General features: G+C 65.2%; 18 protein-coding genes and 1 tRNA gene. 8 read left to right on the plus strand and 11 right to left on the minus strand.

Features of this window, described 5'->3' with window-relative positions:
* The 4 genes from CLV43_RS47430 to CLV43_RS47440 all read right to left on the minus strand — a co-directional run.
* The coding region (locus CLV43_RS47430; protein ID WP_146175129.1) for a helix-turn-helix domain-containing protein at window positions 1-471 on the minus strand (471 nt) is incomplete at its 3' end.
* Window positions 472-1,046: 575 nt separating this feature from the next.
* Complete coding sequence (locus tag CLV43_RS47435) at window positions 1,047-2,549, minus strand: hypothetical protein (RefSeq protein WP_146175130.1); 1,503 nt, start codon at window positions 2,547-2,549, stop codon at window positions 1,047-1,049.
* A gap of 74 nt (window positions 2,550-2,623) precedes the next feature.
* Window positions 2,624-3,448, minus strand: a complete 825-nt coding sequence (locus tag CLV43_RS42540) for a caspase family protein (protein WP_106195999.1) — start codon at window positions 3,446-3,448, stop codon at window positions 2,624-2,626.
* 6 nt (window positions 3,449-3,454) lie between these two features.
* On the minus strand, window positions 3,455-3,760 hold the full coding sequence (locus CLV43_RS47440) for a hypothetical protein (protein WP_146175131.1): 306 nt from the start codon (window positions 3,758-3,760) through the stop codon (window positions 3,455-3,457).
* 578 nt (window positions 3,761-4,338) lie between these two features.
* On the opposite strand from CLV43_RS47440, the gene CLV43_RS42550 reads away from it, so the two are divergent.
* Window positions 4,339-5,577, plus strand: a complete 1,239-nt coding sequence (locus CLV43_RS42550; protein WP_106196248.1) for a tyrosine-type recombinase/integrase — start codon at window positions 4,339-4,341, stop codon at window positions 5,575-5,577.
* 138 nt (window positions 5,578-5,715) lie between these two features.
* Here CLV43_RS42550 and CLV43_RS42555 read toward each other — a convergent pair.
* Window positions 5,716-5,786: transfer RNA gene (locus CLV43_RS42555), tRNA-Gly, on the minus strand.
* 73 nt (window positions 5,787-5,859) lie between these two features.
* Between CLV43_RS42555 and dcd the strand changes: the two genes are divergently transcribed.
* A complete protein-coding gene (dcd, locus tag CLV43_RS42560; RefSeq protein WP_106196000.1) occupies window positions 5,860-6,441 on the plus strand; it encodes a dCTP deaminase in 582 nt (193 codons plus the stop codon).
* A 75-nt stretch (window positions 6,442-6,516) separates the two neighbouring features.
* Here the strand turns inward: dcd and CLV43_RS42565 are convergent, their stop codons facing one another.
* Complete coding sequence (locus CLV43_RS42565) at window positions 6,517-7,500, minus strand: cation diffusion facilitator family transporter (protein ID WP_106196002.1); 984 nt, start codon at window positions 7,498-7,500, stop codon at window positions 6,517-6,519.
* A 248-nt stretch (window positions 7,501-7,748) separates the two neighbouring features.
* On the opposite strand from CLV43_RS42565, the gene CLV43_RS42570 reads away from it, so the two are divergent.
* A complete protein-coding gene (locus tag CLV43_RS42570) occupies window positions 7,749-8,129 on the plus strand; it encodes a phage holin family protein (RefSeq protein WP_106196004.1) in 381 nt (126 codons plus the stop codon).
* A gap of 479 nt (window positions 8,130-8,608) precedes the next feature.
* Here CLV43_RS42570 and CLV43_RS42575 read toward each other — a convergent pair whose 3' ends face one another.
* The 5 genes from CLV43_RS42575 to CLV43_RS42595 form a co-directional block, all read right to left on the minus strand.
* The gene (locus tag CLV43_RS42575; RefSeq protein ID WP_106196006.1) at window positions 8,609-9,028 is read right to left on the minus strand and encodes a hypothetical protein; all 420 of its coding nucleotides are present in this window, start codon (window positions 9,026-9,028) and stop codon (window positions 8,609-8,611) included.
* A 69-nt stretch (window positions 9,029-9,097) separates the two neighbouring features.
* Window positions 9,098-9,829 (minus strand): Crp/Fnr family transcriptional regulator, encoded by a 732-nt coding sequence (locus CLV43_RS42580; RefSeq protein WP_106196008.1) that lies wholly within the window; start codon window positions 9,827-9,829, stop codon window positions 9,098-9,100.
* Between the two features lie 242 nt (window positions 9,830-10,071).
* The gene (locus CLV43_RS42585) at window positions 10,072-11,139 is read right to left on the minus strand and encodes a CU044_5270 family protein (RefSeq protein ID WP_106196010.1); all 1,068 of its coding nucleotides are present in this window, start codon (window positions 11,137-11,139) and stop codon (window positions 10,072-10,074) included.
* Entirely contained in the window at window positions 11,132-11,713 is a 582-nt protein-coding gene (locus tag CLV43_RS42590) for an RNA polymerase sigma factor (protein WP_106196250.1), read from the minus strand. The genes CLV43_RS42585 and CLV43_RS42590 overlap by 8 nt, the downstream gene beginning before the upstream one ends.
* Window positions 11,714-11,803: 90 nt before the next feature.
* Window positions 11,804-14,026: a (Fe-S)-binding protein gene (locus CLV43_RS42595; protein ID WP_106196012.1), complete on the minus strand. Its 2,223-nt coding sequence runs from the start codon at window positions 14,024-14,026 to the stop codon at window positions 11,804-11,806.
* Window positions 14,027-14,328: 302 nt separating this feature from the next.
* Here CLV43_RS42595 and CLV43_RS42600 point away from each other — a divergent pair, with 302 nt between their 5' ends.
* The 5 genes from CLV43_RS42600 (at window position 14,329) to CLV43_RS42620 (ending at window position 19,163) form a co-directional block, all read left to right on the plus strand.
* A complete protein-coding gene (locus CLV43_RS42600; protein ID WP_106196013.1) occupies window positions 14,329-14,655 on the plus strand; it encodes a DMT family transporter in 327 nt (108 codons plus the stop codon).
* Window positions 14,652-15,257 carry a TetR/AcrR family transcriptional regulator gene (locus CLV43_RS42605; RefSeq protein WP_106196252.1) on the plus strand — a complete coding sequence of 202 codons (606 nt, stop codon included), beginning with the start codon at window positions 14,652-14,654 and terminating at the stop codon, window positions 15,255-15,257. The genes CLV43_RS42600 and CLV43_RS42605 overlap by 4 nt, the downstream gene beginning before the upstream one ends.
* Window positions 15,254-15,838, plus strand: coding sequence for a hypothetical protein (locus tag CLV43_RS42610; protein WP_106196015.1), 585 nt, complete (start codon window positions 15,254-15,256; stop codon window positions 15,836-15,838). Before CLV43_RS42605 ends, CLV43_RS42610 begins: the two co-directional genes overlap by 4 nt.
* 106 nt (window positions 15,839-15,944) lie before the next feature.
* Window positions 15,945-16,787 carry a DUF4097 family beta strand repeat-containing protein gene (locus tag CLV43_RS42615; RefSeq protein ID WP_170156264.1) on the plus strand — a complete coding sequence of 281 codons (843 nt, stop codon included), beginning with the start codon at window positions 15,945-15,947 and terminating at the stop codon, window positions 16,785-16,787.
* Between the two features lie 210 nt (window positions 16,788-16,997).
* The gene (locus CLV43_RS42620) at window positions 16,998-19,163 is read left to right on the plus strand and encodes a substrate-binding domain-containing protein (protein WP_170156265.1); all 2,166 of its coding nucleotides are present in this window, start codon (window positions 16,998-17,000) and stop codon (window positions 19,161-19,163) included.
* Window positions 19,164-19,233: the final 70 nt, after the last annotated feature.

Below are 19,233 nucleotides of genomic sequence, written 5' to 3' on the forward strand. Positions count from 1 at the left end.
GAGAGAGAGAGAGAGAGAGAGAGAGAGAGAGAGAGAGAGAGAGAGAGAGAGAGAGAGAGAGAGAGAGAGAGAGAACCCCATGCGATGCAACAGATACGACACCCCGCGCAGGGTGTAGCGGGTATGGAACATCCGGGCGATCAGATCCGAGACCCGTGCCAGCGTCCAGCGTTGGTCCTCGTCGTAACCGTGCGCGGCGGGGTCCTGCTCCAACGCTTGGGCCAACCGATTCAGACGGGTGTCGTCCAAGCGGCAGGATGACCCGCCGGCACCTTTCGACGCCAGCGCCGCCGTGCCACCGGCCCGCCATCGACGGCGCCAGACATAGACCGCGTTGGTCGACACCCGCAACCGCCGGGCGATCTCCGCGACGGGCACATCCCGGACGAACAGGTCGGCCGCCTGTAATCGCACCGCTTCACGTCTGGCTCTGCCCTGCTCGGACAGGCCACCTCCATCCGCGTATCTCATGACTCGGGGATACCCACTCCTGGGGCATGGTCATCAAGAACACGCCGTGGACAGCACGATCAACCCTGGCCATTCAAGATCTGTAGCACTGTTCACAAAATTCATTCGGGTGGTTCGCCGATGTTGTGGAGTCAAAAGTCTACCCGCGCAGACAGTCACCATGAAGACCATGACCACGAGAATTTTCATTGACAACGCAATTGCGCTTCTGGCGAGTAAGCCTGCGGAACCGAGCAGGTGAAGAGCGCGGTAAGCAGTACAAGTTCTGCCACGAATCCTTCTAGTAGCTTTACTGCTGAGGACGACCAGCCCCACTGGAGTCAGTTAAATGTCGCATAGGCGGCTTTACGCTTTCCGAGAAAGCTCAGGCAGCTTGGCGAATAGAAGTGCGTGACACAGGCAGGTCCTGCAGCAATGATTTCATCACAGTTGGTATCGGGTGCGATCGAATACGGCCGTGCGGATGTCGTTCAAGAACGAGTACTTCGAAAACTGGGATCAAACTCGACCAGGGGTTAATACGGCTTGATGGACTATTCCGTGATGGATCTCGTGGTCGACTGTAAAGTCATTAATCAACTATCTCTATCCGGTTGATAGAGGGCGCTTAAATACCTATTTAGGCCCAATTGGTCGAAATCGATTTTAGCTCTAGCGATATCGGGATCGTCGCCGCGTAGCACCTTGCGATATTCCTTCACTGCTGCGGTTATGCCAGGAAATACACTTTCCGGCGGAGGTGTGTTGTGATGTCCGCAGAGTCCATCTAAAATCATTCCGACACGTTGCCGCCAGGCTGGGTCGACACAAAATTTGATTCCAATCTTATCTGGAATATTCATGCAATCTCTAGTAGCTGGGCAGTTATTTATAGGCAATCGCCAATCGATGGACCCATAGCATCCGAGATGCGTCCCGAAAGCCGCCTGCATCATGACATGTTCAGTGATCGACAGCTGCTCCCGCAAGATGATTCGGTTGTCAACTTGACTAGCATCGTGGTGCTGAGGGCCATCTTGAAACGTTACCGAGAACCAGTCGTAACCATCTGGTCGCTCGATCGAACATACGGCAGGAACGAGATCAGGCAAAAGTAACAATGGGGACAGCAGGGCGCGGTCAAATTGTTCGTTAACGATCTCCAGGTTGACGATTGAGGTTCGAAGGAGATCGATCTCCGCCACCATGTCATCCGCAATTAGTATAGTGCCGCCTTTCATTGAGGCAGACATTTGCGAAAAAAACTCTTCAGTGTGCGTAAGTGATCTTCGGACGGTCTCTACAGTTTCTTCTAGCATTAACCCAATCGAAGGAAGGCCGATCTGTCCTAGGTAGGAATTAACATTTCCGAGGGATGGCCTCTGCTTCCAGAATCTCTCATAGTCGCGGAATATTTGCCATATAAATCGACCTGTTGTTACATTTCGCTTTTCGAGATCACGTCTAATGCTCATGAAACTTTCAGCTAGACCAGGATTCGGTGCGGGAAGAACGCGGTGATCATAGAAACAAGCGATAAATAAGAGTGGAAGAACTCCAGCAATATCTTCACGCTTGATGGAATCAATGCTGCTCGACTGCCTGCTGGCCAGCACCCACAAGGGCCAGGTGTAGAGCAAATAGTCAGCTGTCTTAGGGACTACTTGCATGTCAAAATCGTCTGATTCCAAGATCGCGGCGCACCATGCTAGCGCCTCATAAACCGCCTGCAATCCAATAGGCAGTCGAAATTCGAAGTTGGATCCCGACAACTCGACGTGAAGTCCATCAAGTTCCAGTCGCACTGCTGAGACGGGAAGCGGGTTCGCTACACCAGCGCTGTACCAGTTGGGGGGCCATGCCTCCCAGAGTGTTTTGAACATTGCCAATTTATCACAAAATGGTTTCGTGTCGTATTTGCCCTTCGGCGAATCTATCAGTGTCTGTTTAAGTAAATTAAAACAATTGCGTCGAAAATACGATAACATCACCCCTGTGGGAGTGCCACTGAATTGGAGATAATGAACCCACTCATGACGGAAAACGTCATTTTGACCAATGCTGCGACCCGGCGTATTCTCTAGGGCTTCATTGGTCAACCTTATTACCTGATCTGCACATCGTGTATCGGCAAGAATTTTCAGCATAGAGCGGTCGATATTCAACTGAACTCTTACCTCCCTACGTATAACTGCTGGTCAGCAAGTCTACCTTCAAGCACGGGCACCTGAGTCGCTTGCGTGTGATCTAGGACCAATTTCACGACCTCGGCGTACACGTTGCCCAGAGAGACCGAGATGGAGCCTGATTTTCGGTATTCAGCCAGAACCTCTAGAAGGTGATAAGTGAATACGCCATGTTTTAGAGCGCTGTCCTCCAATGCGACTTGATTCGGCCCGCACGCCATTAGTACTGAAACGCCCTCTCCGACGTCGTGGAGACTTCCATTATCTGCGGTGACCGCTGCGTTCAGCCAAACATCAGAAATAGCTTGAATTTTTGTAAAGTTTGGCCCGTCCATTCCTCGTGAACGAAATTTTGAATCGAACGTACGACTACTGCCCGCGAGACAGCAGTCAAAAATAAAGGTAACATTTCCCGCGCTAATTCTTTTGAGAATTATTGGCAGCTCATTGCTGAGTGAGATACTTGTTGCATACAAATGATCCATGTCTGCGTCAGACGGAAGCAAGTAGGCTTCCGTGCCATTTCTGATGTCAGCGCCAACTGGCAGTTCGCGAGCCCCATGGCCAGCGAAGAAGGCGACGATATTATCCTCTTCGTTTGCCGTCTTTAACCAATCACCCATCGCGTCGCGTATAGTCGACGTAGTTGCTTGATCGTCAATGAGAAGCAGTGATTCTACGGATGTTGATGCACGTCCCTGAGTTAATTCGTCATAGAACACCCGTGCATCATTTGCCGCCCACGACAGGTTTGGTATCGCGATCGATTGGTACTTATCGATACCAACGGACAGCACATAAGACTTTGACATATTTGATCACCAATCTTGTGTCCAGAATTCATCATACACTGCTAACGCAACAGCCACACCGGACTCTTGGAGTCCTGTATACATAAGTGGCTTGGATGGCGAGCTTCCAAGTAGGTCAGGCAACATTCGCTTCAGTATCCGCCTGGCCAGAATCTTGCTCTCGTGATCGGCGGCGGTTTGCGCTAATTTAAGGATAACGACAATCAGTTCCAGTCGCGCCTGTGGTGCGCTATACCGATTATTGAAAGCGCGATACTGTTCGGTGGGATCAAAAAATATGGACCCGTGATAGTTTGCATCCAGTTCGAGCATCCGCTCCCAAGTCAAAAAGACGGTGAGACAATCGAATCCGGGCCGATCACCGAAGCGACTGTAGGCTACATTCGCTATTCCTCGCAATGCTGCCGTAAGCTCTGAGGGCGCTTCCAACGCTATGCCTCCACGTGGGCATTGTCCTCTAACGTTTTCGACGCATTGTCCATCGCCAGGTTCGGCGGATAATTTTCCATCAGGAGGTCTCCTCGGGCCGGTCGGGTTGCCGTTATTGGTCATCGCGTGCGAAGCGTTCTATGCTTCTAACCCTTCGCAGGCAACAAGCTACAGTTCCTATTCTATCCGAGGGCACGTTTGTGGACCGTCGCCGCTGCCAAGGTTGACCTGTCCACAACCGCGGCAGCCGAGTGTCTAACCCAGCCAGCTTGCCGTTCGCCCTCGTCCCTTCCGTCCCATCTGTGCAGTTTTCGCATCAGTAAGACAGCCGAGACCTGCATCGAGTCCGCGTTTGCCGACGCTTACAGTGCTGTTGGAGACCTCGAGGCGTTCGTTCAGGCCGGTCGGGTGGACGCGATCACGCCCGACTCGGTTCGCCGTGACCTGTGGAAGGCGGCCTGATGGCGGGCAAGAAGAGCGGACGTCGTCGGTTCGGCCTGGTGCGCAAGCTGCCGTCCGGACGTTTCCAAGCGATGTACACCGGGCCGGACGGCAAGCGGCATCCGGCACCGGAGACGTTCGCTACCGAGCGGGACGCGGACCGGTGGTTGGTTCACGTCGAGAGCGCCATTGCGCGCCGTGAGTGGACTGATCCGGAGCGGGCGAAGATCAGGCTTCAGGACTACGCGGAGTCGTGGATCTCCGAGCGGCCGAAGCTGCGTCCGCGCACGGTCCAGCTCTACGGCTGGTTGCTGAAGAAGTACATTGCGCCGCACCTCGGCAATGTCCAGCTCGGTAACCTGGATACCCCGATGATCCGGAAGTGGCGTGCTGACCTGCTTCGCGCGGGCGTCTCGGAGACGATGGCGGCGAAAGCTTATCGGCTCCTCCGCGCGGTGTTGATGACCGCGACAAATGAGGACCGGATCATTCTGCGGAACCCGTGTCAGGTGGCGGGTGCCGGTGCCGAGAGCCCGGATGAGCGGCCAGTGCTGACCGTTTCCCAGGTCTTCGACCTGGCCTCTCGGATGTCCGAGCCTCGCTATCGGACGTTTGTGCTGCTTGCCGCGTTCTGCACGCTGCGATGGGGTGAGATCACCGGACTTCGGCGAATGGACGTCGCACCCGATGGGAGTTGGGTTCAGGTCGCCGGGGCGTTCGTCGAGCTGCCTGGTCGGGAGTTGGTCTGGGGGCCGCCGAAGTCGCGTGCCGGGCGGCGGAAGGTGACAGTGCCGGTCAGGATTCGTGCCGACCTCCTCGCGCACCTGGAGGAGTTCACCCAGTCGGGGGCGGATGCCTGGGTGTTCACAGGCAAGCGCGGCAATCCGCTTCGGCGGGGTGACTTCAACCCGAGGACAGGGTGGAAGAAGGCGGTGGCCGCTGTTGGTGTTCCGCATCTGCACTTCCACGACCTGCGGCACACGGGCAACACGCTTGCCGCGCGGACCAAGGCCAGCACCAAAGACCTGATGGCGCGAATGGGGCACGACAGCCCGCGAGCGGCGTTGATCTACCAGCACGCGACCAGCGAGGCGGACAGGGAGATGGCGGCCGGGCTGGACGGGCTGATCGCCAGGGAGCGTGTGCCTGGGGGAGAGGAGGCCAACAAGGTGGCAGCGTGGCGGGCGCTGAGTGAGGAACAGCGGGAAGCGGTTCGGCAACTCGCGGTGGCCATGCCCGAGCGGTCGGGCCGCTCGTAGTGGATGACGACGAGGGCGAGGCGGGGGCGCTGGTCCCGGCTGGCTAGTGCACGTGGAGTGCACGGCGCGGTTCTGCCCACGGTATGACGAAGGCCTAGGGGAACCGGAAATCGGCTCTTACCTGGGCCTTCGTCGTTGAGCGGGTGACGGGAATCGAACCCGCCTCTACAGCTTGGGAAGCTGTCGTTCTACCAATGAACTACACCCGCGTGCACTGCGGGACCGATCATACACAGAGCGGGGTCGGGGTGCGCGGGGGTCGGGGGTGGTTAGGCTGTGGCTGTGTTGCTGAGTGATCGTGATCTGCGCAAAGAGGTCGAGTCCGGTCGGTTGCTGCTGGACCCGTTCGACGGGGAGATGGTGCAGCCGTCGAGCATCGACGTGCGGTTGGACCGGTTCTTCCGGGTCTTCAACAACACCAAGTACACGCACATCGACCCGATGATGCAGCAGGACGACCTGACGTCGCTGGTGGAGACGGCGGCGGACGAGCCGTTCGTGTTGCACCCCGGTGAGTTCGTGCTGGGGTCGACGTTCGAGAAGGTGACGTTGCCGGACGACCTGGCTGGGCGGTTGGAGGGCAAGTCGTCGTTGGGGCGGTTGGGGTTGTTGACGCACTCGACGGCGGGCTTCATCGACCCCGGGTTCTCGGGGCACATCACGTTGGAGCTGTCGAACGTGGCGAACCTGCCGATCACGCTGTGGCCGGGGATGAAGATCGGGCAGTTGTGCCTGTTCCAGCTGAGCAGCGCGGCGGAGTTCCCGTACGGGTCGAAGCAAGCGGGGTCGCGGTACCAGGGGCAGCGGGGGCCGACGCCGTCGCGGGCCTACCTGAACTTCCACCGGACTGACACGAACCGCTGACCGGCACGACCACCGACCGGTACGAACCACCGAGCAGCCCGAACCGCTGACCGGCGCGAACCGGCGACAACCCCGCTAGAGGTTGAAGCCGTAGCGGGACAGGACGCGTTCGCGCATCGCGGGGTCGTTGCGGGGCACGGGTTCGAGGAAGATCTCGTCGAGGTCGGGGAACTCGGCGCGCAGTTCGCCGTCGATGCGGACGCAGGCGCGTTCCAGGTCGGCGGCGCCGAGCGCGTCGTCGAAGTCGAGGCGGGCGCACAGGAGCACGCGGTCGGTGCCGGTGAGCATGCTGAGCAGGTCGACGACGGCCTCGACCTCGGGCGCCTCGCGCAGCCGCTGGCCGATCGCCCTGATCATGACGGGGTCGGCCTGGCGGCCGATGAGCAGGCCGCGGTTGGTGCGCGCGAGGGAGTAGGCGACGGCCGCGAGGAGCACGCCGATGGCCAGCGACGCGATGCCGTCCCACACCGACGAGCCGGTGAGCTGGTGCAGGCCGACACCGGCGAACGCGATCAGCAGACCGGTCAGCGCCGCCGAGTCCTCCAGGAACACCGTCTTCACGGTCGGGTCGTCGGACATCCGCAGGTACTCGACGATCGAGCGGTCCTGCGCCTTGGACTCGCGGCGGACCTGGCGGACCGCCTGCGCCCACGACACGGACTCCATGGCGAACGCGAGCGCCAGCACGATGTAGCCGACCAGCGGCCGGGTCTGCTCCTCGGCTTCGCCGAACACCGTCCGGAAACCCTCGTAGAACGCGAACATCGCGCCCGACGCGAAGATCGACACGGCGGCGAGCAGCGACCAGAAGTACCGCTCCTTGCCGTAGCCGAACGGGTGCTTGCGGTCCGCGGGCTTGTCCGAGCGGCGCAGGGCCGTCAGCAGCAGGGCCTCGGTGAACGTGTCGGCGACCGAGTGCGCGGCCTCCGACAGGATCGCCGCGGACCCGGTGATGATGCCCGCGACGGCCTTCATCACGGCGATGGCCAGGTTCACGACGAGGGCCAGCACCACGGTGAGCTTGCTCTCGCTGCCCTGATCTGCCGCTTCCTCGCTCATGGTGCTGACCCTATTGCGGCTCGCCGCCGGCCGCCCATTGGTGCGTCCGGGTGAGATCCGGCCCGTTGTGCAACAAACGGGACGTTTCCGGAGTCCTTACAAGTGGGATCTCGACAGCAGGTGCAGACCAAGGGGTGGCGGAGCCGCCCGCGTCCACTTAGGACGCGGGCGGCTCCGCCGGTTTCCCGGCCCGGCGACTTTGTGTCGAAAATCCCGCGCGCACGTGACCTGCGCGGTTAGCCTGCGCCATGGGATTCTTGGTGCAGGTGCTGTTGACGGCGGTGGCGGTGTGGGTGTCCACCGTGATCCCCGGCATCGATCTGGGTGAGGCGTCCACTCCGGCGAAGATCGGCACGCTGGTGCTGGTGGCCCTCGTCTTCGGCCTGATCAACGCGATCATCAAGCCGGTGGTGAAGCTGCTCGGCTGCGTCTTCTACCTCATCACCCTCGGCCTGTTCGGCCTGGTCGTGAACGGCCTGCTGTTCTGGCTCGCGGGCACCATCTCCGAGTCGGTCGGCCTGCCGTTCGAGGTCACCGGCTTCTGGCCCGCGTTCTGGGGCGCGATCATCGTCGCCATCACCGGCTGGGTGCTGAACATCGTCTACGAGAAGATCACCGACGAGGACTGAGCTCATCACGAACGTACGCATCACGAACGTACGTACAGCTCATCACGTTGTCACGAGGAGTGATAACACTTCGCCGAACGCTAGGCCGTCGATATAGTGAATCCGAGTGTTGCTCCGTTCAACCGAGAACGGAGCAACACTCGGGGTAGTCATCCGGTGACCGAAGGCGGTCCAGGCCTCTTGTCACCAGTGCCTACCACTCCTGTTGGAGTCAACTTCCGCTAGCAGCTCTGTCCAACCAGATGCGGAAGCCCAGCACCAGCAGTCCGGCTGCTGCCACGTGCGGCGCCGGACTGCTGCTCAGGAGGGTCATTACCTCCAGGATGATCACAATCGCGCTCACTGCGGCCACTTGTTGTCTGTCGGGCCCCTGTGGCGATATCGATTGCGCGGAGGAATCCACCATCTCTCACCCCCTCTCCCGAGTCGGCGGTGGCATCCGCCCGTGGTCGGAGCGGATGGGTTCGACGGCGCGGTGTTCATGTGGCACCGGCCAAGGCAGGGGTGAGTCGCAGGTGCTCCCGCAGGGCCGCGATGTCATCGTGATCCTTGGAACGGCCGAGCAGTTCCTTGTAGCGAAGAACCTCGTCCAGTTGGGCGAACCTGAGGTTGTCGACGAGCTTCGCACCGTCGATCAGCGCGTCGGTGTCGAAGTCGGCGGAGATCCACTGCTGTGAAAACTGGATCCGCCCGCCGTGGAACTGCCAGACGACGTCGCCGGTCTCGGTGCCGGTCGCCTTCGCGCCGCCCGACGAAGTGACCTTCTCCCAGGCACTTCCTCTCGCGAGCACGTCCAAGTCCTGGATGTCGTCGCGCAGATCCTGTACGAACAGGGGGGCGCTACCGAAGATCACGAAGTGGTCGGGGTCGAGGTCCAATTCCCTGACCAGTTCCAACAAGCGGTCACCCTCCCGCCTTGCTGGTCCTGGTTGGCCCTTCATACCGGCTCCCGCCTCGTCGTGGATGGCTTAGATGATCGAAGTCTGGCTGCCCGAAGCGATTTCCCCGAGCGCTTCCCTGTTCCAGATCTCGATGGTCTGCCTGCCGGTGTAGATGATCTCCGCGTCCCGGAGCCTCCGCATGATCTTCTTGATCGAATCGTGCGAGGCAGCGGCCAGTGATGCCAGGTCGCGCTGGTTGAAGCGGAGAACTTGCTTGCCGTCCACCTGTTCGCCGAGATCGAGGTCGAGCAGTTCGAGTAGGACGTTGGCGAGCTTCCGCTCGATCGCCCAGTCGGAGCCGACGAACTTGCTCGTGGCCTCATCCAGCCGTCCGTCCGCCGCCACCAGTTGGGCGTGCATGGCACGGGGGAACAGGTAGAGGAAGTTCAACCACTGCTGGCCGGGGATGCGCAGGGCGAGCACCTCGTCGTAGGCGACGATGCTGGCCGACCGCGGTTTGCCGCGGAGGAAGGCCATCTCGCCGATGATGTCGCCGGGCTTGCGGATGGCCACGATCCGAGGCGGCCTGCCTGCGACGACCTTCACGTGGCCCTTCTTGATGAGGAGGACCTCGTCGGTTTCCTCGTGCTCGTGGAAGAAGATCTGCTCCGGCGAGCGCGGTGCCAGGAGTTTCCCCACATGGTCGAGGTAGCGGATCTCGTGCTCTTCGAGGACGGGCCAGGCGGCATCGACGCGCGCATCCTCTTTGAGGACGGGCCAGGCGCTCTCGGCCTGCGTGTCGGACTGTGTATCGCCCATGAGAGCAAAGTGTACTTCTACCCTTAGTCGCGTGCAATCCGTCCTGTAGTGAGGTGTCTCCTCCTTCCGCAATGAGGCGGATTCGACACCAGGTGATAGGTGTGCAACTACCACAAGAAAAGTGCCCCCGATCCATGGATCGGGGGCACCAAGTGCTGAACATCGTCTACGAGAAGATCACCGACGAGGACTGAGCCTCCTCGGCTCCGGTGGCGCGGAACCCGCCGGAACCGAGGTGCCGGTCAGGGTTCGACGCCCTCGGCCGGGACGGTGGCCGAGGTGAAGGCGGAGAACTCGATGGCCGTGCCCGCGGGCAGGCCCTCGTAGTAGTCGGTGCCGGGCTTGGCCAGCACCATGCGGTTGCCGATGAACCGGCCGGTGGTCGGGTCGATGATGATGTCGTCGCGGAGGTGCTCGGTGGTCACGCCCAGCGCCACACCGGTCTGCCCGGCGAGGTTGGCGGCGTTCTCGGTGGTCTTCAGCCCCGGCAGTCGGATCAGGGCCTGGTAGAGCGCGGCCCGCAGGGCGGGAGGGGCCTCGGGTGTGCTCAGGACCGACACGGCGAGGGACAGGGCCTGCGGGGCGTCGGCCTTGGCCGCCGACCACAGCTCGCCGTACAGGGCGTCCGGGTCGAGGGGGAGGCTGGCCAGGAACGGTGGGGCGGGGGTGTACCAGCTGCCCCGGCGTTCGTCGCACGGCTTGCCGTCGTCGGGCGTCCCACCCAGCACGTGGAAGTCGGGCCAGTCGCCGCACGGCCCCCTGCGGTCCTGCGTGGTGCGCTTGAGCGAGTCCAGCAGGCCGTTGTCGCCCTCGGCCTTGGCCAGTTCCTCGCTGCCGAGCACCCACCGCCAGTCGAGCGTGGACGAGCGCTGGAGCCACTCGCCCGACCGCTGCTTCGGGATCCACGTCTGCTGGACGTCGTGCACCAGCGCGCCCAGGGGTTTGCCCGTCGTGGTCTTGGCGCTGCCCATGTCCCACGAGTGCCGGGCCAGGTAGCGGTACTCGCCGTCGGCCAACGGCTCGTCCGGCGATTTCAACGCGCTCCGGGCGGCCAGTTCCAACGACTCGGCGGCGCTCGCGGCGGGCACCTCGTCGGAGGCGGCCCGCACCGCGAACAGCCCGGCGGCGACGAGCACCGTCGCGGCCGCGGCGGCCAGCCACCTGCCGCGCCGAGGGGCCTGGACGGGTTCGGTCCAGGCCTCCTCCATCCTGGCCAGCGCCTTGGCGCGGGCCTCGGGGCCGAAGGCGGGTCCGGCGGGCTGGTCGGCGAGCGCCCGGTCCAGTTCCTGGTCGGTCCACTGGTCAGGCATCGCCGTTCTCCTCTGCGTCGATGAGCGGGCACGCGGCCCGCAGGTGGCGGCGGGCGCGGTGCAGGCGCGACCGGACGGTGCCGACCGGGATGTCCAGCGCCTGGGCGACCTCGGCGGAGTCCAGCCCGGCCCACCCGGTCAGCAGCAGCACGTCCCGGTCGCGCTGGGCGAGCCCGTCCAGCGCCTTGCCCAGCTGGCGGGCCCTGACCTGCGCGTCCACCTGGTCCAGGACCCGGTTCTCGTGGCTGTCGGCGTGCCCCGGCGTCTGGACCCGAGCCGTCGCGGCGCGTTCCCGCCGCCGCGACCGCAGGTGGGTCCGCATGAGGTTCGTCGCGATCCCGTACAGCCACGGCCGGACGGCGGCCCGGTCCGGGTCGTACCCGGAGCGGCCGCGGATCGCCGCGACGAACACGTCCGCCACGAGGTCGTCGGCCGCCTCTGGTGCCCATCTCGACAGGTACCGGTGCAGCTCGTCGGCGTGCGCGCTGAACAGCGCCTGGAAGTCCGCCGCCGTCCGGGGTGCGACGCGCTCGGGCGGCACCTCCGGCGGCGGGTTCTTGTCGACCACAGTCATCACCCAGGTGTTTGGCCGCAGCGCCGTCCCGCGTTCACGACGGCGCCCCCGGTCCGACTCGGACCGGGGGCGCCGTTGGTCACGCGGGTGTCAGGCCTCGACCGGCGACTCCTGCGCGGGGGTGGGCTTGTCCAGGCCGCGGCGGACGGACGTGAGCAGCAGCTGGGCGACGTCGACGACCTCGACGTGCGCGCCCGCCTTGCCCTCGTTCTGCCGCGCGGTCAGCCCGTCGGTGAGCATGACGCGGCAGAACGGGCAGCCGGTGGCGATCTTCGACGGGGCGGTGCCGAGCGCCTCGTCCACGCGGTCGACGTTGATGCGCTTGCCGATCCGCTCCTCCATCCACATCCGCGCGCCGCCCGCGCCGCAGCACATCGAGCGGTCGCCGTGGCGGGGCATCTCGCGCAACGTGGTGCCGGACGCGCCCAGGAGCTCGCGGGGCGCGTCGTAGACCTTGTTGTGCCGTCCGAGGTAGCAGGGGTCGTGGTAGGTGATGTCCTCGGTGACCTCGGCGACCGGGACGAGCCTGCGCTCGCGGACGAGCTTGTTGAGCAGCTGCGTGTGGTGCACGACCTCGTACTGGCCGCCGACCTGCGGGTACTCGTTGGCCAGCGTGTTGAAGCAGTGGGCGCAGGTGACGACGATCTTGCGCTTGCCCGGCTCGCGGCCCTCGAAGACGCCGTTGAGCACCTCGACGTTCTGCTGGGCCAGCATCTGGAACAGGAACTCGTTGCCCGCGCGCCGGGCCGGGTCACCGGTGCAGGTCTCCTCCGGGCCCAGGACGGTGTAGGAGACGCCCGCGGTCTGCAGGAGCTCGGCCACGGCGCGGGTGGTCTTCTTCGCGCGGTCCTCGAAGGCGCCCGCGCAGCCGACCCAGAACAGGTACTCGGCGTCGCCCAGCTCGCCGTCGAAGACGGGCACCTCGAAGTCGAGGCCCTCGGTCCACGCCAGCCGGTCCTTGGCGTTCTGGCCCCAGGGGTTGCCCTTGTTCTCCAGGTTCTTGAACATGCCGCCCAGCTCGGACGGGAAGTTCGACTCGATGAGCACCTGGTAGCGGCGCATGTCGACGATGTGGTCGACGTGCTCGATGTCCACGGGGCACTGCTCGACGCAGGCGCCGCAGCTGGTGCACGACCAGAGCACGTCCGGGTCGATGACGCCCAGCTCGTCGGGGCCGCCGATGAGCGGGCGCTCGGCCTCGGCGAGCGCCAGGACGTCGATGGACTCCAGGCGCTTCTGGTAGTCGTCGCCGGTGATGCCGACCTCGTCGCCCGCCATGTCCTTGCGGCCGCCGGCCAGCAGGTAGGGCGCCTTGGCGTTGGCGTGGTCGCGGAGCTGGGTGATCAGCAGCTTGGGGGACAGCGGCTTGCCGGTGTTCCACGCAGGGCACTGCGACTGGCAGCGGCCGCACTCGGTGCAGGTGCTGAAGTCCAGCAGGCCCTTCCAGGTGAAGTCCTCGACCTTGCCGACGCCGAACACGTCCTTGTCGGGGTCGGCCTCCTCCAGGTCGAGGACCTTGCCGCCGCTCATCATCGGGCGCAGTGCGCCCAGCGCCACGGCGCCGTCGTCCTCGCGCTTGAAGTAGATGTTGAAGAACGCGCTGAACCGGTGCCACGCGACGCCCATGGTGAGGCTGCGGCCCACGACGATCAGCCAGATCATGCCGGAGAGCAGCTTCGTGATCGCCATGATCGAGACCCAGTCCGGCGACGCGGGCAGCAGCCCGCTGACCGGCCCGGTGACGAAGCTCGACCACAGCGGCAGCTCCTCGATCCCGCTGGCCTGCTTGAACGCCTTCACGCCGAGGATGCCCAGGCCCTCGATGACCACCACGGCCTCGACGAAGTACGCGGCCTTGAAGTTCGAGCCCGCGAACCGGGACACGCGGTCGGCGCGCCGGGGGTGGTTGAGCTGGCGGATGACGATCAGCGCCACGCCGCCCGCGACCGTGCCGATGCCGAGCAGCTCGACGAGCAGGCCCCAGATCGGCCACGCGCCGAACACCGGCCAGTGGAACCCGGGGTCGAACACCTCGCCGTAGGCCTCGAACAGGACGGCGGAGCCGATCAGGAAGCCCCACATCACCATCCAGTGCCACGGGGCGACGGTGCGCACCTTGGCCATCCGGGTGTGCGCGACGAACTCGACGACCAGCGTCCGCAGCCGCGGCCAGAACGGCCCGGTGCGGGTCGGGTCGGGCTGGCCGAGCCGGATGATCCGCACCATCCGGACGGCACCCGAGACGAAGACGGCCCAAGCCACGACGCTGATGGCCACGCCGATGACGCCGAGGACCAGTTGCAGGGCTCCCATGTGGTGGCGGCCTTTCTCCAGAAGCTCGTGGCTGAGGAGATTACGCCTCATTACTCGCCGGTAACCACTTGGGCGTGGCGGGGGTCGCAGAAGTGTATCGATCAACACCGAACTTGTGGGACACTCGTTCCAGTAGTTGGCGCGGGTCGCTACACGGTCGCGGCGGACGCCGGGCCAACTGAGAAGGAAGCTGTCAGAAAGCTGCCGACCCGGCACGTCTTCCCGCGTTCGGCCCCTTCTGCCCGCACCATCAACGCGTCGGAACCCGTCGCCGCGTTCCCACGCCAGGGGTTGGAGACTGCGTGCTCACCTACTTGATCTTCGCGATCGCGGTGCTCGGTGAGATAGCCGCGACGGTCTCGTTGAAGCTGTCGGCGGGCTTCACCAGGCCGATCCCCACCGTCGTCGTGGTCGTCGGCTACCTGGTCGCGTTCACGGCGCTGGCCAGGGTGCTCGACCGCGGGATGCCCATCGGGGTCGCCTACGCCGTCTGGAGCGCCTTCGGCATCGCCGCGATGGCGGGCATCGGGGCCGTGTTCTTCGGCGAACGGCTGACGCCCACTATGGTCGTCGGCCTCGCGCTGGTGGTGTGCGGCGTGATCACGATCGAGTTGGGGAGCGCGCCCTGAGCGAACAGGTGGACGGCAGACGAGCTCGTGGGGAGCGCCGCAGGCAGGCGATCCTCGAGGCGACACTGCGGGTGATCGAGCGCGACGGGGTGTCCGGCGTGAGCCACCGGTCCGTGGCCCGCGAGGCCGGGGTGCCCACGACGTCCACCACCTACTACTTCGCCTCGCTCGACGACCTGCTGATCGCGACCCTGACGTGGTCGGCGGACAAGCTCGCCGACGACATCAGCGGGCTGATCGTCAAGCTGGTCGACGCGCCCGACAGCGGCGTCGGCGAGATCACCCAGCGGCTCGCCGACCTGGTGGGCGTGCACCGCGGCCGGACCATGGCCGAGTACGAGCTGTACCTGCTGGCCGCCCGCAGGCCCGAGCTCAAGTCGGCCGCCCGGCGGTGGCTCGACCTCATCACGGAGGCCGCGCGGCCGTACAACACCGACCCGGTGGCGTTCCGCGGGTTCCTGGCCGCCCTCGACGGGCTGCTGATGCAGGGGCTGATCGCCGACGAGCCACCCAGCGTGTCCGACCTGGAACCGGTTGTGTCTTACCTGATACGTCCGCAGGAGCACCTGGATCGGCTCCGCGGCGGGACAATGGGCGCATGAGGTTCGCCGGTCGTGAGTCGTGGCAGGTCGGGCACGGGACCAACCAGGCGGTGAACACCGCGTTGTTCCTGCGCGACACGCTCGCGCTCTCGGTGGACACCGTGCCGGAGCTGCCCGGCCTCGACCCGTCGGTGCCCGTGTTCATCCCGTCCGGCGTCGACCGGGCCGGGGTCACCGAGGAGTGGCTCGGGTGGTGGGCCGACGTGCTCGACCACGCCCGCGCCGAGACGCCCGTGGACGCGCGGTCCGTCCCGACCAACGAGGACTCGACGTCGCTGCTGACCCGACCCGCCCTGCGGGCCGCGGTCAGGGCGCTGCGGGATCCCGCAGCGGCCTGGGAGTCCACCCGCGGCAGGCGCCCCCGTCCGGGGGCGCTTCCCATCGGTGAGGTCGTCCGCGGTGTCGAGGTCAGGATGGGCAGGCAGGTGAAGCCGTTCCGGCTGGTCATCACGGACGTGCCGGTGCAGGGCCTGGTGTGGGAGCGGATGACGCCCAACCACGTGATCGCGTCCCAGCGGTTCCTCGAGGACCCGGCCAGGTGCGCCCCCGCCCTGCGCGCGGTAGTCGAGGACCTCGCCTGAGGCGGTAGGGATAGCCCCCGTATGGAGCCGGGGGTCCACCCTGGTGCACGCCGGGGGACGGGCCCCTAGCGTTGGTGTCATGACCGGCGAGTTAAAGGGGGCAGTGGTGGGGAAGCGAATCGCGTTGCTAGCCGTAGCGGCGGTGGCCACGACGTTGTCGCTGTCGGCCTGCGGTGTCAGGTTGACCCAGGAGAGCTCCTCCGACGACTACACGGTGAACGACCAGATCACGACCGTCCAGATCGACAACGACGGCGGTGACGTCAAGATCCGCTCGGTCGAGGGTGCGAGCGCCACCACCATCAAGCGGACGCTCAAGTACTCCAAGACGGCGTCCAAGCCCAGCGGTCCCACGCACCAGGTGAGCGGTGGCGCGCTGGTGCTCAACGGCTGCGGCAACGGCTGCGAGGCCTACTACGACGTCGCCGTGCCGTCCAAGGAGACGACGGTCAAGGGCGACCTGGGGTCCGGCGACTTCGAGGCGCAGGACGTGGCCACCGTGGACGTCACGGTCGGCTCCGGCAAGGCGACCGTGCGCGGCATCGCGGGCACCGTGCGGCTGGACAACAACTCCGGCGACGTCAACGGAACGAACATCGGCGGCGCGTTCACCGGCAAGATCGGCTCGGGCAACGTCGTGCTGTCCGACGTCCGCGGCGAGGTGCAGGTCGTGAACGCCTCGGGCGACGTCCGCGCCGAGAAGGTCGACGGGAACATCTCCGCCGAGGCGAGCTCCGGCAACGTGGTGGTCGAGCTGGCCAAGCCGCACAACGTGAAGGCCGACTCCAGCAGCGGCGACGTGACCGTGACGGTGCCGAACGCGGCCTACCGGGTCAGCGTCGACTCCGGCAGCGGCGACAAGAAGATCGACGTCAAGAACGACCCGGCGGGCCAGTTCGAGCTGACCCTGTCGGCGGGCAGCGGTGACCTGACGCTCAAGGCGGTCTGACCGCTCCGGGAGGCGGGTGTTCCTGCGGGAACACCCGCTTCCTGCTGTTCCGGCTGGGCCGATCGGGTGATAGGACGGCTGTATTCGTGCCGCCTGTTCGATCTCGGACGATCAGGTGAACACGATGGAACCCATCCGGGCCGTCGAACGAGGGGTTTGCCGAACCATGCTGTCGAAGTCGTGGGTGCCGCTCGAACGCGGTGCGGCGCAGTGAGCCCGTTGAGCCCCGACGGCCCGCCCGCGGAGGCGTTCGCCTACCGGCTGGTCCGCCTGCGCGAGGAGGTCGGGCTGAGCCTGGCCGAGGTCGCCGCCGCGTCCGGGTACTCCGAGCAGGCGCTGGCGCACGCCACCGACGGCCACGCGCTGCCCGCGTGGGAGCTGACCAGCGCCTACATCGCGGCGTGCGGGGACAACCCCGCGCAGTGGCGGCCGTGGTGGGACCACGCGAAGGCCACGGCCACTGCGGCACCCGCGCCGGCCCCGGTGGCGGCGACGACGACCACGGGCACCGCGCTCCGGTTCAGCAGCAGCCCCCGCGCCCGCTGGGGCGTCGGCATCGCCTTCCTGCTCGTGGTGCTGGTGGTGCTCGGGTTCGTGCTGTGGCCGAAGGGCGGCGGTGGCGGCGGGGGATCCGTGCCGGACGTGGCCACGGATCTGCCGACCTGCTCCGGGGCGACGTCGGCGACGCTGACCGTGGCCGCGTCGGTGGACAAGTCGAAGCAGCTCGCCGAGCTGGCCGGGTCCTACGGGCCGCACGAGGCCGACGGCCAGTGCGTGAAGGTGGACGTGACGTCGGTCGACTCGGGCACCGCGATGGTCGCGCTCGCGCGCGGCTGGGCGGAGTCCGACGGCCGCAAGCCCGACGTGTGGTCGCCCGCCGGGTCGGCGTGGCTGCCGCTGGCCAGGGCGCGGGCCACCCCCGAGACCAAGGCGCTGTTCCCGGACAAGCCGGGGCCCGCGATCGCGACCAGCCCGTCGACGATCGCGATGCCCGAGCCGATGGCCCGCGCGCTCGGCTGGCCGGACACCGCGTTCGGCTGGGCCGACCTCGCCTCGTGGGCAGGCGACCCGCACTTCTGGGCGGGCAAGGGCCACCCCGAGTGGGGCGCGTTCAAGCTGGGCAAGACCAACCCGAACTTCTCCACGTCCGGGCTCAACGCGACGCTCGGCGCGGTGTTCTCCACCGTGGGCAGCATCCGCGAGCTGCGGCCCGACGACGTCGACAAGCCCGAGGTGGCCGAACGGCTCAAGGCCGTCGAGCACTCGGTCGTGCACTACGGCAAGACGACGCTGACGTTCCTGGCGAACCTGCGGCAGGCCGACACCGACGAGGCGGGCGCCCCGGCGTACATCTCGGCGGTCACCATGGAGGAGAACTCGGTGGTGGCCTACAACGCGGGCTACCCGTGCGGCTCCTACAGCGACGACGAGGGCTGCGCGAAGACCGACCCGCCGAAGACGAAGCTGGTCGCGCTGTACCCCAAGGAGGGCGTGCTGTTCTCCGACCACCCGTTCATCACGCTGAACGGGGTCGAGGGCGCGAAGAAGGCCGTGGCCGACGACTTCCTGGCCTACCTGCACTCCGAGACCGTGCAGCGGGAGTTCGCCAAGTACGGGTTCCGCGACTTCAAGCAGCAGCCGGTCGACCCCGACGGGCCGGCCTACGGGTGGCTGCCGAAGGCGACGATCAAGACCCTGGGCTCGCCGCCGGACGACGTGCTCTCGAAGGTGCTGAGCTCGTGGCCCGCGCTGCGCAAGCCCGCGAACGTGCTGGTGTGCATCGACTCGTCGCTGTCGATGGACGAGAAGGTGCCCGGCACCGGCGCGACCAAGCTGGAGCTGGTGAAGCCCGCCATGCGCCAGCTCGCCGACGGGTTCGACGACACCGACCGGGTCGGGCTGTGGAAGTTCTCCTCCGGCATCGGCGCGGGCGGCTCGGACTTCGTGCCGCTGGTGCCGATCGGCACCATGGACGGCGCGCGCAGGCAGGACATCGCGGCGAACATCGACGGGCTCCAGGCCAACGGGGCGACCGGGTTGTACGACACGATCGACGCCGCCGTCGACCTCGTGCGCGGCACCTACGACCTGAACTCGATCAACGCGGTGGTGCTGCTGACCGACGGCGTCAACGACAAGGCGCGCGGGATCCAGCTGCCGACCGAGCTGCTCGACGCGATCAAGGCGAAGGACCAGGCGGGCGAGAAGCCGGTGCGGGTGTTCACCATCGCCTACGGCAGCGAGCTGGACGCCGACGGCAAGGCGGGCGCGCAGGCGCTGGAGACGGTCTCGAAGGGGACCGGCGCGAAGAAGTACGACGCCAAGGACCCGACGACCATCACGAACGTGGTCATCGACGTGCTGTCGAACTTCTAGCGGGTGGGTGTCCCGGATCACTCCGGTCCGGGAACAACACCGCCGGTCCGTCCGTTGGACAGGCAAGAAG

The organism is Umezawaea tangerina (genome assembly GCF_003002815.1).
Taxonomy (GTDB): domain Bacteria; phylum Actinomycetota; class Actinomycetes; order Mycobacteriales; family Pseudonocardiaceae; genus Umezawaea; species Umezawaea tangerina.